The following is a 16,345-nucleotide window of genomic DNA, read 5'->3' as shown; positions in this document are numbered from 1 at the left end:
GTCTGCCATTCAGCCCATCGATGCGCTATTCGGTCGAAATCAGAAAGTTTTTCTACAGCCAGTACTTTTTCGGCGGCCTGCGGATCGCGGTCGGCGTGTCGCTGCCGGCCGTGTTGTGCCTGATCGTGTTTCACAACCGGGAGCTCGGCTTCACGATCTCGACGGGCGCGCTCGGCGCATGCGTCGTCGACATGCCGGGCCCGCTGAAGTACAAACACAACGAAATGCTCGCGTGCAGCGTGATCGGCTTCCTGGCCGCGCTCGCCACCGGCCTCGCGACACCGAACATCTTCGCGCTGTGGCTCACGATCGTGCCGCTTACGTTCGTGCTGTCGCTGATCGTCGTCTACGGCAACCGCTGGCCGCAGATCAGCTTCGCGACGCTGTTCATGATGGTGATGACGCTCGAGGAGAAGTTCACGCCGCTGCAGGCGTTCGTCAACGCCGGCTGGATTCTCGCGGGCGGCCTCTGGTACACGTACTGGGCCACGCTCGTGTCGCAATGGCAGGCGCGCCGGATCGAGCAGCAGGCGCTGGCCGAAAGCCTGTTCGCGTGCGCCGACTACCTGCTCGCCCGCGCGCAGTTCTACGATCTCGACGCCGATCTCGACGAGTGCTACCGCAATCTCGTCGCCCGGCAGATCACCGCGGTCGAAACGCAGGAAACCGCGCGCGACATCGTGCTGCGCAACCTGCCGAAGCTGCGGCGCGGCAAGCTCGATCCCGGCCGCACGACGATGTACAACCTGTTCATCAACAGCGTCGACCTGCACGAGCTGTTCGTCGGCGCGCACACCGATTACCCGCTGGTGCGCAACACGTTCGGCGGCACGGACCTGATCATTTTCTACCGCGACCTGATCCGCAAGGCCGCCGCCGATCTCGAGGAAATCGGCCTCGCGGTGCTCGAAAACCGCGCGCCGCATTCGCGCATCAGCGTGAAGGCCGAACTGCGCGCGATCGAGTACGAGATCGAGCTGATGCGCAAGAAGAACTTCGCGGCCACCAACGCGGAAGCGTATGCGGCCGTGCTCGCGACGTTCCGGCGCATCTGGAGCGCGACGCGCCTGATCGACCGGATGCGCCGCAACCTGTCGGGCCACGCCGATCCGCAGCAGACCGAACTGAAGATCGACAAGGCGCTCACGCGCTTTCTGCAGCGCCGCCGCATGTCGCCGCTGCTGATTTTCTCGAACCTGAACATGCGTTCGCCGAGCTTTCGCCATGCGCTGCGCGTGACGATCGCCGTGGCGGTCGGCTTCTGGATCGGCCGGCTGCTGCCGCTCACGAACGCCTACTGGATCGTGATGACCACCATCATCATCCTGAAGCCCGGCTACTCGCTGACCAAGCAGCGCAACGCGCAGCGGATCATCGGCACGCTGATCGGCTGCGCGGCGAGCATCGCGCTGATCTACACGGTGAAGGAGCCGCACCTGCTGATCGCGATCATGTTCGGATCGATGGTGATGAGCTACAGCCTGCTGCTGTTCAACTACGCGGCGAGCGTCGTGTTCACGTCGTCGTACGTGCTGCTGATGTTCCACCTGCTCGCGCCGGGCAGCATGCGGATCATCGGCGAGCGCGCGATCGACACGGTGGTCGGCTGCATGATCGCGATCGCCGCGAGCCGGCTGTTCCCGTACTGGGAATACCGGCTGATGGGCAAGCTCGTCACCGACATGCTGACGTCCACGCGCAAGTATTTCGAGGCCGTGTGGCGCGCGGGGCGCGGCATGTCGCCGCCGCCGGTGCCGGCCGCCGACGGCGCGGCCGTCGTCGCGGGCGTGGCCGCCGCGGTCGAGGCGCCCGTGACCAGCCTCGACGACGACTACCGCTACCGCCTCGCCCGCAAGGACGTGCACATCGCGTTCGCGAATCTCGGGCAGGCATTCCAGCGGATGATGATCGAGCCGAAGGCGCACCAGCGCTTCGTGCCCGAACTGAACGACCTGCTCGTGCAGACGCACGTGCTCGGCGCGCAGATCACGGCCGCCGCGCCGCTGATCCGCAGCGCATGCGCGGCCGATGGCGGCCTGGTGCACGACGACGCATTGCAGCGCGGCCTCGCCGCCGTGCTCGACAATCTCGAGAAGGCGGAAGCCGGCGAGCCGCCGCCGGCCGATCAGCTCGAAGCGTCGAAGCAGATCACGCGCGATCTCGATGCGATGGTCGTGTCCGCGGAGCAATCCGACGCGGTCGGCGCGGAGCTCACGCACGACCTGAAGGTGCTCGCGCACCAGTGCAAGCAGATGCTCGCGTCATCGCTGCTGATCCGCAAGGATGCGAGCGTGATCCGCCTGCCCGCCTGACCCCACATCCCCGCGCCGCCAGGCCGACCCGCGCGCCGCGGATCGGCCACCGGCGCACTCCGGTTCAACGATTCCCCGAAGCATGCCCCACCCGCTCCACGCGGCCCGCGCATCCGGCGCGCGAGCGCCCCACGCCCCATTCCGTTCGACGCGCCAGTCAGGGAATACCCGATTCCGGTCACCGGGTCCGGCTTGTTATCATTCGTTCACATTCAAGTTGTATATACAACTTGAGCCAATCGGGCCGGCCCTGCTCGCCCGGTTCGTCGCATAACGATATCGGAGACTCGATGAAAAACTTGCAGCGCCATCTCAGCGCGCGGCACATCCGCTTTCTCGCGCTGGGCTCGGCGATCGGCACGGGCCTGTTCTACGGTTCGGCGTCCGCGATCCAGCTCGCGGGCCCGGCCGTGATCCTCGCGTACGTCCTCGGCGGCGCGGCCGTCTACATGGTGATGCGCGCGCTCGGCGAAATGGCCGTGCGCGAGCCCGTCGCGGGTTCGTTCGGCCACTACGCGACCGAGAACCTCGGCCCGTTCGCGGGCTTCGTCACGGGCTGGACCTATACGCTCGAAATGGTGATCGTCGCGATCGCCGACATCACCGCGTTCGGCATCTACATGGGCTTCTGGTTTCCGGATGTCCCGCAATGGATCTGGGTGCTCGGCGTCGTCGCGATCATCTGCGGGCTGAACCTGTGCCACGTGAAGGTGTTCGGCGAGCTCGAATTCTGGCTGTCGATCATCAAGGTCGGCGCGATCGTCGCGATGATCGGCGGCGGCGTCGCGATCCTGCTCACCGGCATGCACTTCGGCCATTCGGCCGACATGCCGACGTTCGCGAACCTGTGGAATCACGGCGGCTTCTTGCCGAACGGCGTCGGCGGGCTGATCGCGTCGCTGTCGGTCGTGATCTTCGCGTACGGCGGCATCGAGGTGATCGGGATGAGCGCCGGCGAAGCGAAGGACCCGGAACGCGTGATTCCGCGCGCGATCAACGCGGTGCCCGCCCGCATCCTGCTGTTCTACGTGCTGACGATGGTCGTGCTGATGTCGATCAGCCCGTGGACCGGCGTCGGCAGCGACGGCAGCCCGTTCGTCCAGATCTTCTCGGCGCTCGGCGTGAAGTCGGCCGCGACGATCCTGAACCTCGTCGTGATCAGCGCGGCGATTTCGGCGATCAACAGCGACATCTTCGGCGCGGGCCGGATGATGTTCGGGATGGCGCGGCAGGGTCAGGCGCCGCGCGTGCTGATGACGACGTCGCGCCACGGCGTGCCGTGGGTCACGGTGCTCGTGATGGCCGGCGCGCTGCTGGTGGGCGTGCTGCTCAACTACCTGATGCCGAAGGACGTGTTCCTGGTGGTCGCCGCGATCGCGACGTTCGCGACCGTGTGGGTCTGGCTGATGATCCTGCTGTCGCAGGTGGCGATGCGTCGCCGTCTGTCGAGCGCCGAAGTCGCCGCGCTGAAGTTCAAGGTGCCGCTGTGGCCGGTCGCGCCGGCGCTGACGATCGCATTCATGGGCTTCGTGATCGTGATGCTCGGCTGGTTCGACGATACGCGCGTGGCGCTGTATGTCGGCGCGGCGTGGCTCGCGCTGCTCGCGGCCGTGTTCTACGCACGGATCCGCCCGAAATTCGCCGCTGCGTCACGTTGACGCACGGCTGACCTGCGAGTGCGGCGCGTCGGTTCCGGCGCGCTTTCTACTGTCCCGGTTCCGCGCGGCGCCCGTCGCGCGAGAACCGCGGATCGACCCCGTTCGCCTCCCCGCACGCGCGGCCCGACCGGCCCGCGCCCCGGCACGTCAGTGCGATGCGGCGCTCGCGGCCTCGGCCGGATGGGCCTCGTCGTACGCGTGCTTCTGCGAAATCGCGTTGTACAGGATCGTCCCGATCACGAGCAGCACGGCCACGACGATCAGGATGCTCACGTTGCGGACTGGGTTCTTCTTGCGCTGATCGTTCATGGTCGGTGCTGCTCCGTCAAATTCGTCGAAGCGGGCATTCTACGCGCTTGCGCCCGCGCTGCGCCGCCCGGTGTTCCGATCGCCCGTCCCTGTCCTCCCCGCCGCTTTCCGCAAGCTTTCGTTTGTTAATCGTTCCCATTTCGATCTAGAATCCTGAGTCTTTCATTTTGTAATGTTCCGGATCGCTCGGGCGGCAGGCGCGCCCCGGAACGCTCCCTCGTCCACCTGCCCCACCGGAGTCTTCATGTCGAATCCGCGCACCCGCCTGCTGCCGCTCGCCGGCGCCCTCGCCCTGGCTGCAGCCGCCTTCGCGCCGCTTGCCCAGGCGGCCGAGGAAGTGAGCCTGTACACCACCCGCGAGCCGAAGCTGATCCAGCCGCTCATCGACGCGTTCACGAAGCAGAGCGGCGTCAAGGTCAACACGGTGTTCGTGAAGGACGGCCTGCTCGAACGCGTGAAGGCGGAAGGCGCGCAGTCGCCGGCCGACGTGCTGATGACGGTCGACGTCGGCAACCTGCTCGACCTCGTCGACGGCGGCGTCACGCAGCCGGTGCGCTCGAAGGCGCTCGACGACGCGATTCCCGCGAACCTGCGCGCCACGAACGGCGACTGGTACGCGCTGTCGCTACGCGACCGCGTGCTGTACGTCGAAAAAGACCTGAAGGTCGATGCGTTCCGTTACGAGGATCTCGCCGATCCGAAATGGAAGGGCAAGGTCTGCATCCGCTCGGGCCAGCATCCGTACAACACCGCGCTCGTCGCGGCGATGATCGCGCACGACGGCGAGGCCGCAACCGAGACATGGCTGCGCGGCGTGAAGGCGAACCTCGCGCGCAAGGCGACCGGCGGCGACCGCGACGTCGCGCGCGACATTCTCGGCGGAATCTGCGACGTCGGCCTCGCGAACGCTTACTACGTCGGCCACATGAAGCACGCGGAACCGGGCAGCGATGCGCGCAAATGGGGCGACGCGATCAAGGTCGTGCGCCCGACCTTCGCGAACGCGAAGAGCGGCGGCACGCACGTGAACATCAGCGGCGCGACGGTGGCGAAGCATGCGCCGCACAAGGCCAACGCGGTGAAACTGCTCGAATACCTGGTGTCGCCGGAAGCGCAGGCGCTGTATGCGCAGGCGAACTACGAATACCCGGTGCGCGCGAACGTGAAGCTCGACCCGGTGATCGCGAGCTTCGGCACGCTGAAGGTCGATCCGCTGCCGCTGGCGGATATCGCGAAGCATCGCAAGCAGGCAAGCCAGCTCGTCGACAAGGTCGGCTTTGACAACTGACGCCTCGCCCGCCGACGCCTGCCGCGAGCCGCGCGGCCCGCGTCCGTGGCCGCGTCTGCGGCCGCGCGCGGGCAGCCTGTGGCTGCTCGGGGCGCTGACGATCGCCGCGGCGGTCGCGGCGCCGCTCGCGGTGCTCGTGGCCGCCGCGTTCGACGCCGATCTCGCGCACTGGCGGCATCTCGCCAAATTCGTGCTGCCGCACGCGCTCGTCAATACGCTGCTGCTGCTCGCCGGCGTCGGCGCGATCGTGTCGATTGTCGGTACGGGCTGCGCATGGCTCGTCACCGCCTACGATTTTCCCGGCCGCCGGATCCTGACCTGGGCGCTGCTGCTGCCGCTCGCGGTCCCCACCTACATCGTCGCGTTCGCGTATCTCGACCTGCTGCATCCGATCGGCCCCGTGCAGGGCGCGATCCGCTGGCTGCTCGGCTTCGACAGCCCGCGCCAGTTCCGCCTGCCCGATTTGCGCTCGCTGCCCGGCGCGATCTTCGTGCTCGGCTTCGTGCTGTATCCCTATGTCTATCTGAGCACGCGCGCGATGTTCGTCACGCAGTCCGCGAGCCTGCTCGAAGCCGCGCGCACGCTCGGCGCGGGCCGCCTCGCGACGTTCTGGCGCGTCGTCGTGCCGCTGGCCCGCCCGGCGATCGCGGTCGGCGTGAGCCTCGCGCTGCTCGAAACGCTGAACGATATCGGCGCGTCGGAATTTCTCGGCGTGCAGACGTTGACCGTGTCCGTCTATACGACGTGGATCACGCGTTCCGATCTCGCCGGCGCCGCGCAGATCGCGCTCGCGATGCTCGCGATCGTCGTCGGCACGATCGCGCTCGAACGCTACGGGCGCCGCCGCCAGCGCTATGCGCACGGCCGGCGCATGCGGCCGATCGCGCCGCGCCGCCTGACCGGCGCGGCTGCGCTGGGCGCCGCCGTGCTCGGCTGGCTGCCCGTCCTGCTCGGCTTCGGCGCGCCGGCCGCGTACCTCGCGGTCGAAACGGCCAAGCGGCTGCACCTCGTCGGCGGCGTCTCCGCGCAACTGATGACCGGGCTCGCGAACACGCTGACGATCGCGACCGCCGCCACCGCCACGACGCTCGCATGCGGGCTCGTCGTCGCGTGGGCCGCCCGCGCGCAACGTGACAGCGCCCGTGCGGGCCCTGCCCGCCTGTGCGCGCGGATCGCGAGCCTCGGCTACGCGGTGCCGGGCACCGTGCTCGCGATCGGCCTGCTGATTCCGTTCGCGGCGGCCGACCGGCTGTTCGGCGCGGCGCTCGGCCGCGACGGGCTGCTGCTGATGGGCTCGGCCACCGCGCTCGTGATCGCCTATACCGTGCGTTTCCTCGCGATCCCGGCCGGCGGCATCGAGGCCGGCCTCGCGCGCATTCCGCCGTCGCTCGAACAGGCCGCGCGCTCGCTCGGCGAGACGGCCGGCGGCACGCTGCGCCGCGTTCACCTGCCGCTGTTGCGGCCCGCGCTCACGACGAGCGCGCTGCTGGTGTTCGTCGACGCGATGAAGGAATTGCCGGCGACGCTGCTGCTGCGCCCGTTGAATTTCGACACGCTCGCGACCTGGCTGTATGCGGAAGCCGCGCGCGGCACCTATGAAGAAGGCGCGGTCGCCGCGCTCGCGATCGTGCTGGCCGGGCTCGTGCCCGTGATCCTGCTCGCCCGCACCCGCCACAAGATCGGAGCCTGACACCGTGAACCTGCTCGAACTCGACGACCTCTGCGTCGCCTACGACACGCCGCACGGCCGCCGCACCGTGGTCGACGGCCTGAGCCTCGCGCTGCCGCGCGGCGACATCGGCTGCCTGCTCGGCGCGTCCGGCTGCGGCAAGACCACCGTCCTGCGCGCGATCGCCGGCTTCGAACCGGTGCGCATGGGACGCATCGTGCTGGACGGCACGCCCGTCGCGGCGCCGGCGCTCGACGTGCCGCCCGAGCGCCGGCGCATCGGCATGATGTTCCAGGATTACGCGCTGTTTCCGCACCTGAGCGCGGCCGACAACGTCGCGTTCGGCCTGCGGCGCCTGCCGAAGGCCGACCGGCGCCTGCGCGTCGCGGAGATGCTCGAGCTCGTCGGCCTCGCCGATTCCGGCGATGCGTATCCGCACGAACTGTCGGGCGGCCAGCAGCAGCGCGTCGCCCTCGCGCGCGCACTTGCGCCGTCGCCGGAATTGCTGCTGCTCGACGAGCCGTTCTCGAATCTCGACGTCGATACGCGCGAGCGGCTCGCATTCGAGCTGCGCGACATCCTGAAGCACACGGGCCACACCGCGATCCTGGTCACGCACAATCAGGCGGAAGCGTTCGCGATCGCCGACCGGATCGGCGTGATGAAGGACGGGCAGCTCGCGCAATGGGATACGCCGTATGCGCTGCACCATCATCCGGCCAGCCCGTTCGTCGCGGATTTCGTGCGCCGCGACGCGCTGGCCGACGAACGCGCACGCGCGCTCGCGCGCGGCCGCTGAAGCCGCGCGGCCGGCGCGGCGGGGTGCCCGTCAGGCGGGCTCGGCCAGATCGCGCACGGGCAGCGCGGTCGAATACTTGATCTGCTCCATCGCGAACGACGAGCTGACGTCGAACAGCGGCACCGTGCGAATCAGTTGCTTGTAGACGCGGTCGTAGTCGTCGATGCCGGCCACCACGACGCGCAGCAGGTAATCGGTCTCGCCGCTCATCCGGTAGACCTCGACCACTTCCGGCATGTCGCGCACCGCCTGCGTGAAACGCTGCGCCCATTCCTCGGTGTGCTGGTTCGTGCGGATCGCGACGAACACCGTCGTGCCGACCCCGAGCTTGCGCGGATCGCACAGCGCGACCTGCGCGCGAATCGCGCCGGTTTCCTTCAGCCGCTGCACGCGCTTCCAGCATGGCGTCTGCGACAGGTTCACGCGCTGTGCCAGCTCCGCGATCGGCAGCGTGGCATCCGCCTGCAGCAGCTCCAGCAGCTTGCGATCGATGGCGTCCATTTCTCCATTCCCTCGTCGATAGAAATTTATTCTATTCATCCTGCCCAACGGGGAACGATATGAAAACTGCCGCGGCGCGTCGACCGGTGTAAATACCGATCCGGCACGCAGACGATTCGTCCGCCGCGCCAAAAGAAACAGGCGACGCCACCGCCGGGGTGGCATCGCCTGAAATTGATTGCGCGTCGCGGCTCGCACGTCGCGCCGGGCCGGCCGGCGCTCACCGGCCGCCGGCCGTCATGCCGCTCAATACGCGACCGTCGCGATCTCGCGCACGAAGCTGTCCTGCTCGAGTGCGTCGACGAACGCGACCGCGTAGTCTTCCACCGAGATCTTGCTGTTGCCCTGCGCGTCGACGATCAGCTTGCCGACGCCCGTGCGGAACGTGCCGGTGCGCTCGCCCGGCGCGATCAGCGCGGCCGGCGCGAAGAAGGTCCAGTCGAGATCGGCGACCGTCTTCAGGTAGTCGAGCGCATCGCGGTGCGCGAGCGCCTGCGCCTTGTATGCCTCCGGGAATCCTTCGGTGTCGACGAGCTGCTTGCCCGGCGCGACTTCGAGCGAACCGGCGCCGCCCACCACGACGAGCCGCTTCAGGCCGGCCTGGCGCGTGCCGGCGACCAGCGCCTTCGCGGCCGCGACGACCTGCGCCGCATCTTCCTGCTTCGGGCCGTACGCGCTGGCGACGACGTCATGGCCCGGCAGCGCGGCCGCGATGCTGGCCGCGTCGAACAGGTCGGCCGCCTTCGCGGTGATGCCTTCGACGGATGCGCGCGGATGGCGCGACAGCGCCGTGACGCGGTGGCCGCGCCGCACGGCTTCCGCCGCGATGCGCGTGCCGATCATGCCGGTGGCGCCGAACAGCGCGATATTCAATGAACGTTGCGTCATATCGATTCTCCAGAAATGAAAATATGTAACACACTCAATTACATATAAGACCGAAAAAAACGGGGCGAAGCCCCCGTCGTGCCGATCGCCGCGCGTACGCGCCGTCCGGCTTCCCGCCCTGCCTGCCGCCGGATACCCGTGGCACCCGGCGCCGGTCACCCGCCGGCGCGCGCCGCCCGTTGCGTGCGCTGCTCCAGATCCAGCATGTCGGCCGTCACGTCGGCCAGCGTGCGCGTGGCGAGCGACGCCTCCATCGCGCGCTGCGCGTCGCCGATATAGCCGGTCAGCGCGCTCTGAATGTGCCGCCCGACGAGACATGCCGGATTCGGCGCCTCGCGATGCAGCGCGAACAGTTGCGCATCGTCGACCGCGCGATACACGTCGAGCAGCGTGATCTCGCCGGGCTCGCGCGCCAGCAGCGCGCCGCCGCCCGCGCCGAGCTGCGACGTGGTCAGGCCTGCGGCCGCCAGCATCGACAGCAGCCGGCGAATCAGCGCCGGATTCGTATTCACGCTGCCCGCGATGATGTCGGACGACAACGGTACGCCTTCCTGCATCGACAGCAAGGCAAGCACGTGAACGGCAAACGCGAACCGGCTGCTGGTATTCATTCCTGACTCACTCGGCGACGCCGGCCCGACCCGCAACCGGCGACATGTGTAACCATAATAATTACATTTTGCGGATCGTGCAAGCCCGCGTCATTCACCGCTCGCGGGTTTGGCCCCCGCGGCGCTCTGCTGGCTCCACTGCTGGAGTTTCTTGCCGGCTTCGGCGATCTTCGCGCCCGCTTCGGAAGCCGCATGCGCGACGACCGCGGACGCCGCCGCGTCGATCTGCGCCTGCGCGGCCGACGCGAGGCCGCTCGCGGACAACGGCGGCACGGCCGACGCCGCGGACGCGATACCGGCCTTCGCCGCGTTGATCTGCTGGTTGACGGTGCTCGCCACCTGGTCGAGCGCCTTTGCCGCATTGTTCGCGGCGTCGGCGGCCGCGCTCGCGGCCGTATCGGGTTGCGCGACCGGCGTACCGGACTTCTCGCAGCCCGCGAGCAACAGCAGCGCACCGGCGGCCACGGCCGCCAGCACGGACCCGGGCACGCGACGCGCCCGCGATGTCTTCATGTTCATCAGCAATCTCCGGCCGCGCGTTGCACGACCTCGTGGTTGGACCGGTGTCGATGATACCGCCTGTGGAACAGGCCCAATCACGACCCGGCATTAAAAATGCCTTTCAATTTCGGATTCGTCTGATTCAATCGCACGCGCCATGCCTCTAAAGTGGGCACGCTTCAATCCGCTTCGTACGTGTCCCCCACTTTTCCTCGTTATGGCTTTCCTCGTCGACTGGCTCATCGTCCTGGCCGCGCTGCTCGCCGCCACCCTGTTCCTGTGCCTGCGTGCGCCGTCGGCGCGCCGCCTCGCCGAATCGGGGCGTCCGCGCCGCATCGCGTGCGCGCGTCTGCTCACGCAGGCCGTGATCGGCTTCTGGACGGCCGCGCTGATCGTCGCGCAAGGCATCCTCGGCGCCGACGGCGACGGCCAGTCGCTCGCGGGCTTCGCGGCGCTCGCGTTCGCCGCGCTCGGGCTGGCGACCGTCGCCGCCTACTGGTCGGCGTGCGCGCTGCGGCTGCGCCGGCCGCCCGCGCTGTTCGCGCGCCACTGACGCGCCAGATCGGTGCGTGACCGCGCACGCCGCGCACCGCTTCGTTCGTCGTACGCACCAGTTCAGCACGCGCCGCACCACGTGCGTGCAGCCGGCACCGCCGTCGCTCGCCCTCGATCACGCCCCGATCCCGTGCGCGATTCACCGGAATGCCGCATCGCGCGGCAACCGGGCACCAATTTCACGCAGTCGTTCACCAGCTTGGCTCGATACTTGCATTCCTTGCCCGTTTTTTGCGCAAGGAAGTAACGGCATGGATGGTCTGAAATCCGGCGTCGACACCCTGTTCCTGTTGATCGGCGCCGTCATGGTGCTCGCGATGCATGCGGGCTTCGCATTTCTCGAACTCGGCACGGTCCGCAAGAAGAACCAGGTCAACGCGCTCGTGAAGATCCTGGTCGACTTCTCGGTGTCGACACTCGCGTATTTCTTCATCGGCTACACGATCGCGTACGGCGTCGAATTCTTCGACGACATCGGCACGCTGTCGCAGCACAACGGCTACGCGCTCGTGCGCTTCTTCTTCCTGCTGACGTTCGCCGCGGCGATCCCGGCGATCGTGTCCGGCGGCATCGCGGAGCGCGCGAAGTTCAACCCGCAGCTCGTCGCGACGCTGATCATCGTCGGCTTCATCTATCCGTTCTTCGAAGGGATCGCGTGGAACGAGCGCTTCGGCGTGCAAGCCTGGCTCACGCACGCGTTCGGCGCGCCGTTCCACGACTTCGCGGGCTCGGTCGTCGTGCATGCGTTCGGCGGCTGGGTCGCGCTGCCGGCCGTGCTGCTGCTCGGCGCGCGCCACGGCCGCTACGCGAAGGACGGCCGGATCGCCGCGCACCCGCCGTCGAACATCCCGTTCCTCGCGCTCGGCGCCTGGGTGCTTGCGGTCGGCTGGTTCGGCTTCAACGTGATGAGCGCGCAGACGCTCGACAAGATCAGCGGCCTCGTCGCGGTGAACTCGCTGATGGCGATGGTCGGCGGCACGCTCGCGGCATGGATGGCCGGCCGCAACGACCCGGGCTTCACGTACAACGGGCCGCTCGCTGGCCTCGTCGCGGTATGCGCGGGCTCCGACGTGATGCACCCGATCGGCGCGCTCGTCACGGGCGCCGCCGCCGGTGCGCTGTTCGTCGCGATGTTCACCTGCGTGCAGAACCGCTGGCGCATCGACGACGTGCTCGGCGTCTGGCCGCTGCACGGGATGTGCGGCGCGCTCGGCGGCATCGCGGCCGGCGTGTTCGGGCAGCCGGCGCTCGGCGGCCTCGGCGGCGTGTCGTTCCTGTCGCAGCTCGTCGGCACGCTCGGCGGCATCGCACTCGCGAGCGCGGGCGGCACGCTCGTCTACGGCGCGCTGAAGGCGACCGTCGGCCTGCGTCTCGACCGCGAAGCCGAATTCGACGGCGCCGACCTGTCGATCCACCGCATCTCGGCCACGCCCGAGCGCGATTGACCCGCTGAACGCCCCCGGACGCGTCATTACGTTTTCAATTCAAAAAACTTTCATCTAGCGTCCTTACACTTCCGTCCAGTTTTCAATATGCCTTCGCGGAGCTTGCCGCTCGCCCGCTTCGCGAAGGCCATTCTTCCAACAACCGAAACTGGACTCCACATGCCCGCGTTGCCCAATGCTTCCCGTCGTCAGGCCCTGAAGATCCTCGCCGGCGCGCCGATGCTTCCCCTTTCCGGCCTCGCGCTGCCGGCCCTGCTGACGGGTTGCGGCGGCGACGACGATCCCGCGTCGACGCCGGCCCCGGTCGCCGCTGCCTATACGTCGGCGGCATTCTCGGCGATGGCCGCGCCGACGCTCGACAACGCGGCCGCGATGGCCACGACGACGGTCGGCTCGACGCTGTCGGTGTCGTTCTCGGACGGCTCGTCGCGCAACTTCAAGCTCGCGTACCGGCCGTTCTTCGTGACGGGCGACATGGTGCCGGACGGCAAGGGCGGCACGACGCTCGCGGGCGGCTACTACGACATCAACAACCAGCCGATCATCGATCGCTCGGTCGCCGGCAAGGAGCGCCAGTTCTATTCCGACTGCCCGGACGGCAGCTCGCTCCTGACGCTGAAGAACGCGAACGTGCCGGGCGTGAAGGGCAACACGGTGTTCGCGGTCGTGCAGTTCGAATACACGACACGCGACCAGGCGAGCGCGTCGCAGTACGGCCAGCTGCCGTCGCCAATCGCCGTGCTCACGCTCGACCAGGACCCGGCCACCGGCGCGCTGAAGGTCGTGAAGTACCACAACGTCGACACGTCGAAGGCGCACGGCCTGTGGATCACCTGCGGCGCGAGCCTGTCGCCGTGGGGCACGCACCTGTCGAGCGAGGAATACGAGCCGGACGCGACGAAGGCCGCGACCGACGCGCAGTTCAAGGCGTTCAGCAAGAACACGTTCGGCGACGAGACGAAGGCGAACCCCTACCACTACGGCCACCTGCCCGAGATCACCGTGAACCCGGACGGCACCGGCACCGTGAAGAAGCACTACTGCCTCGGCCGCATCTCGCACGAGCTGATCCAGGTGATGCCCGACCAGCGCACCGTGATGATGGGCGACGACGCGACCAACGGCGGCCTGTTCATGTTCGTCGCCGACAAGGCGGCCGACCTGTCGGCCGGCACGCTGTACGTCGCGAAGTGGACGCAGACGTCGTCCGCCGGCGCGGGTACCGCGACGCTGACGTGGATCAAGATCGGCCACGCGACCAGCAGCGAGATCGAGACGCTCGCGAACACGCTGAAGGCGTCGGACATCATGGACCTGGTGACCACCGATCCGAACGATGCGAGCTACACGAAGATCCACTTCGGCGGCAAGTTCAACTGGATGCGCGTGAAGCCGGGAATGGAAAAGGCGGCCGCGTTCCTCGAGACGCACCGCTACGCGGCGCTGCTCGGCGGCAGCATGGCGTTCACGAAGCTCGAAGGCACGACCGTGAACGCGAAGGACAAGATCGTCTACACGGCGATGTCGCGGATCGAAACGTCGATGGTCAAGGGCAACGCGGTGTCGCGCGACGTCGCGGTCGACAAGAAGATCGCCGCGGGCGCCGTCTACGCGCTGAACCTGAAGGCCGGCCAGCGCGACACGACGGGCGGCGCGATCGACAGCGAATGGGTGCCGGTCGACATGGGCGCGCCGGCCGCGCTGGTCGGCGAGGACCTCGCCGCAGCCGATGCGCTCGGCAACCTCGCGAACCCGGACAAGATCGCGAACCCCGACAACCTGAAGTTCTCCGAAAAGCTGCGCACGCTGTTCATCGGCGAAGACTCGGGCATGCACGTGAATAACTTCCTGTGGGCCTACAACGTCGACACGAAGTCGCTCGCGCGCGTGCTGTCGTGCCCGGCCGGCGCCGAATCGACAGGCCTGCACGCGGTCGACGAGATCAACGGCTGGACCTACATCATGAGCAACTTCCAGCATGCGGGCGACTGGGAAGCGCCGCTGCACGACAAGGTCAAGCCGACGCTCGACCCGCTCGTGCGCGCGAACTACAAGGATCGCTTCGGCGCCAGCGTCGGCTACCTGACGGCCGAGCAGACCAGCATCAAGCTCGCGAAGGACTGACCGCCTCGCGCGAGGGGGCGTTGCGCCCTGCAGGGCGTCCCTGACCGGGCGTCCCTGACCGGGCGTCCCTAACCGGGCGTCCTTTCTTCATCACCGTTCATTCGTCGGCGCTCCACGCCGTTTCACGCGCGATGCCCACTGCGGGCGTCGCGCTTTTTTTTGCGTGCGGGAAGCGTACAGACGGCGCCCATCGCGCGTGCCAGCACGCGCGAAACTGGCCCGGACGGGCATTTGTGGCGATCAGGAGATAATACGGGCCGACGCGTCCGGGCGGACCGTCGGAAGACAGGCAAAAAAAAGCGCCACGGAGACCGTGGCGCTAAAAAAGTTCTAGCCATTCCGAGGGCCGTGCTAGAACCTGAGAGACTGCGCGAAACATCGTTGCCGGTTAAACTCTTGAAACGATGTTTCGAAAACGTGAGACATTCTTTCCGTTTCCGCCCGACAAGTCAAGCGGTATTTGCACCGGTTCATGCACTTTCCGGCAACGCTCATTTGAGCGTTTTCCTAATAAACCAAGGGTGAACCCGTAAAATCTCATCCAATGACCGGTTCACCCACGGAACATGCATCTTTTGACAATATTCCTACAATACCAACAAAATTGAAATCGAGTTTCGGAATTAGAGAGAATCCCTCGTGTCGACAACTGTAACCCCTCCCGCGTCGCGGGACCGTGAATCGTCACCCGACGAGATCACCGCCCTCGCCCGCGGCCTCGCCGTGCTGCGCCGTATCGCGGCTGCCGACGCGCCCGTCAGCAACCGCGAACTGACCGAATTGACCGGCATCCCGAAGCCGACCGTCTCGCGCATCACCGCGACGCTCGTCAGCGCCGGCTTCCTGTTCCAGTTGCCCGACAGCGAGCGCTTCGTGCTCACCGCGTCGGTGCTCGAACTGAGCCACGGCTTCCTGCGCAACTTCGACATCCGCGCGCGTTCGCGGCCGTTCATGATCGAGCTGGCCGAACGCACGTCGCTGTCCGTGCACCTCGCGGTGCGCGACCGCCTCGACATGGTCGCGATCGACGTGATCCGCCCGCGCTCGGCCGTGCTCGTCACGCGCCTCGAGATCGGCTCGCGGATGGACATCGCGCGTACGGCCGTCGGCCGCGCGTATCTCGCCGCGCTGGAGGACGACGAGCGTCGCCTGCTGCTCGAATCGCTGCGCACCACCGCCGGCGACGACTGGCCGCACGTGTCCGCTCGCCTCACGCCCGCGCTCGACGAAGCGATGCGCGACGGCCATGCGATCGCGATCGGCGAATGGCGCGAGGGCCTCAATGCGGTCGCGGCCGGTTTCGTCGGCCCGTCGGGTCAACGCTATTCGGTGAATTGCGGCGGCGCGTCGCACCAGTGCCCGCCCGAATGGCTGCAGGAACACGTGGTGCCCGCGCTGCAGGAATGCATCGCGAAAATCACCCGCGAAATCGGCGGCGCGCCGGCCCGGCGCATCGGCGTGTAATCGTTTCGTCATCGCCGTGTCGCGTTCTGTAACGACCGTAACCCGTTGAAAGATAGACCGCTGGACTGTAACGGGGACGGCACGTAGGATCATGCCCATCGTCGCGCCGCATTCGCGGCGCGCACCGCTCTTTTCCCGCGCGGATCGGCGGGGCCCCGGACCGAGCCGGGCCGCCCCGTCCCGTCACCCGCACGCCCACGCGCAGCCCAGCAGTCCGATTT

General features: G+C 67.7%; 14 protein-coding genes. 9 read left to right on the top strand and 5 right to left on the bottom strand.

The annotated features are described in order from the left end of the window. Window positions 1–20 precede the first annotated feature (20 nt). Both KU887_RS06130 and KU887_RS06125 read left to right on the top strand, forming a co-directional pair. Entirely contained in the window at window positions 21–2,312 is a 2,292-nt protein-coding gene (locus tag KU887_RS06130; protein ID WP_006493074.1) for an FUSC family membrane protein, read from the top strand. Between the two features lie 290 nt (window positions 2,313–2,602). Continuing rightward, window positions 2,603–3,970 (top strand): amino acid permease, encoded by a 1,368-nt coding sequence (locus tag KU887_RS06125; RefSeq protein WP_006497673.1) that lies wholly within the window; start codon window positions 2,603–2,605, stop codon window positions 3,968–3,970. A 147-nt stretch (window positions 3,971–4,117) separates the two neighbouring features. Here KU887_RS06125 and KU887_RS06120 read toward each other — a convergent pair whose 3' ends face one another. Beyond that, a complete protein-coding gene (locus KU887_RS06120) occupies window positions 4,118–4,279 on the bottom strand; it encodes a hypothetical protein (RefSeq protein WP_006476417.1) in 162 nt (53 codons plus the stop codon). Window positions 4,280–4,523: 244 nt separating this feature from the next. On the opposite strand from KU887_RS06120, the gene KU887_RS06115 reads away from it, so the two are divergent. The 3 genes from KU887_RS06115 to KU887_RS06105 are packed head-to-tail and all read left to right on the top strand — an operon-like array spanning window position 4,524 to window position 8,035. Next, window positions 4,524–5,567 carry a Fe(3+) ABC transporter substrate-binding protein gene (locus KU887_RS06115; protein ID WP_006490794.1) on the top strand — a complete coding sequence of 348 codons (1,044 nt, stop codon included), beginning with the start codon at window positions 4,524–4,526 and terminating at the stop codon, window positions 5,565–5,567. Continuing rightward, window positions 5,557–7,257 (top strand): iron ABC transporter permease, encoded by a 1,701-nt coding sequence (locus tag KU887_RS06110; RefSeq protein ID WP_059721232.1) that lies wholly within the window; start codon window positions 5,557–5,559, stop codon window positions 7,255–7,257. Before KU887_RS06115 ends, KU887_RS06110 begins: the two co-directional genes overlap by 11 nt. A gap of 4 nt (window positions 7,258–7,261) precedes the next feature. Next, the gene (locus tag KU887_RS06105; RefSeq protein ID WP_006497675.1) at window positions 7,262–8,035 is read left to right on the top strand and encodes an ABC transporter ATP-binding protein; all 774 of its coding nucleotides are present in this window, start codon (window positions 7,262–7,264) and stop codon (window positions 8,033–8,035) included. A gap of 30 nt (window positions 8,036–8,065) precedes the next feature. Here the strand turns inward: KU887_RS06105 and KU887_RS06100 are convergent, their stop codons facing one another. From KU887_RS06100 to KU887_RS06085, 4 genes are all read right to left on the bottom strand, one after another. After that, window positions 8,066–8,536, bottom strand: a complete 471-nt coding sequence (locus tag KU887_RS06100; RefSeq protein ID WP_006484401.1) for an Lrp/AsnC family transcriptional regulator — start codon at window positions 8,534–8,536, stop codon at window positions 8,066–8,068. A gap of 246 nt (window positions 8,537–8,782) precedes the next feature. Beyond that, a complete protein-coding gene (locus KU887_RS06095) occupies window positions 8,783–9,424 on the bottom strand; it encodes an NAD(P)-dependent oxidoreductase (RefSeq protein ID WP_006484404.1) in 642 nt (213 codons plus the stop codon). A 155-nt stretch (window positions 9,425–9,579) separates the two neighbouring features. Beyond that, window positions 9,580–10,035, bottom strand: a complete 456-nt coding sequence (locus tag KU887_RS06090; protein WP_006484400.1) for an Rrf2 family transcriptional regulator — start codon at window positions 10,033–10,035, stop codon at window positions 9,580–9,582. A gap of 90 nt (window positions 10,036–10,125) precedes the next feature. Beyond that, window positions 10,126–10,554, bottom strand: a complete 429-nt coding sequence (locus KU887_RS06085; protein ID WP_006484403.1) for a hypothetical protein — start codon at window positions 10,552–10,554, stop codon at window positions 10,126–10,128. A 199-nt stretch (window positions 10,555–10,753) separates the two neighbouring features. Between KU887_RS06085 and KU887_RS06080 the strand changes: the two genes are divergently transcribed. The 4 genes from KU887_RS06080 (at window position 10,754) to KU887_RS06065 (ending at window position 16,124) form a co-directional block, all read left to right on the top strand. Then, window positions 10,754–11,089, top strand: a complete 336-nt coding sequence (locus KU887_RS06080; protein WP_006493329.1) for a hypothetical protein — start codon at window positions 10,754–10,756, stop codon at window positions 11,087–11,089. Between the two features lie 253 nt (window positions 11,090–11,342). Beyond that, window positions 11,343–12,536, top strand: coding sequence for an ammonium transporter (locus KU887_RS06075; protein WP_006483862.1), 1,194 nt, complete (start codon window positions 11,343–11,345; stop codon window positions 12,534–12,536). 159 nt (window positions 12,537–12,695) lie between these two features. After that, window positions 12,696–14,660 carry a PhoX family phosphatase gene (locus KU887_RS06070; RefSeq protein WP_034200802.1) on the top strand — a complete coding sequence of 655 codons (1,965 nt, stop codon included), beginning with the start codon at window positions 12,696–12,698 and terminating at the stop codon, window positions 14,658–14,660. A 639-nt stretch (window positions 14,661–15,299) separates the two neighbouring features. Continuing rightward, window positions 15,300–16,124 (top strand): IclR family transcriptional regulator, encoded by an 825-nt coding sequence (locus tag KU887_RS06065; RefSeq protein ID WP_006497679.1) that lies wholly within the window; start codon window positions 15,300–15,302, stop codon window positions 16,122–16,124. The last annotated feature ends 221 nt before the right edge of the window (window positions 16,125–16,345 follow it).

It is taken from the genome of Burkholderia sp. EMB26 (assembly GCF_024730645.1).
Taxonomy (GTDB): Bacteria; Pseudomonadota; Gammaproteobacteria; order Burkholderiales; family Burkholderiaceae; genus Burkholderia; species Burkholderia cenocepacia.
Note: the sequence above shows the minus strand (reverse complement) of the source record. Positions and strands in the feature narration are given on the sequence as shown.

Excerpts from the sequence above, each read along its gene's own strand:
- KU887_RS06100 (WP_006484401.1), bottom strand. The coding sequence starts at position 8,536 with ATGGACGCCATCGATCGCAAGCTGCTGGAGCTGCTGCAGGCGGATGCC.
- KU887_RS06115 (WP_006490794.1), top strand. The coding sequence starts at position 4,524 with ATGTCGAATCCGCGCACCCGCCTGCTGCCGCTCGCCGGCGCCCTCGCC.
- KU887_RS06090 (WP_006484400.1), bottom strand. The coding sequence starts at position 10,035 with ATGAATACCAGCAGCCGGTTCGCGTTTGCCGTTCACGTGCTTGCCTTG.
- KU887_RS06085 (WP_006484403.1), bottom strand. The coding sequence starts at position 10,554 with ATGAACATGAAGACATCGCGGGCGCGTCGCGTGCCCGGGTCCGTGCTG.
- KU887_RS06075 (WP_006483862.1), top strand. The coding sequence starts at position 11,343 with ATGGATGGTCTGAAATCCGGCGTCGACACCCTGTTCCTGTTGATCGGC.
- KU887_RS06095 (WP_006484404.1), bottom strand. The coding sequence starts at position 9,424 with ATGACGCAACGTTCATTGAATATCGCGCTGTTCGGCGCCACCGGCATG.
- KU887_RS06125 (WP_006497673.1), top strand. The coding sequence starts at position 2,603 with ATGAAAAACTTGCAGCGCCATCTCAGCGCGCGGCACATCCGCTTTCTC.
- KU887_RS06080 (WP_006493329.1), top strand. The coding sequence starts at position 10,754 with ATGGCTTTCCTCGTCGACTGGCTCATCGTCCTGGCCGCGCTGCTCGCC.
- KU887_RS06120 (WP_006476417.1), bottom strand. The coding sequence starts at position 4,279 with ATGAACGATCAGCGCAAGAAGAACCCAGTCCGCAACGTGAGCATCCTG.
- KU887_RS06070 (WP_034200802.1), top strand. The coding sequence starts at position 12,696 with ATGCCCGCGTTGCCCAATGCTTCCCGTCGTCAGGCCCTGAAGATCCTC.
- KU887_RS06130 (WP_006493074.1), top strand. The coding sequence starts at position 21 with ATGCGCTATTCGGTCGAAATCAGAAAGTTTTTCTACAGCCAGTACTTT.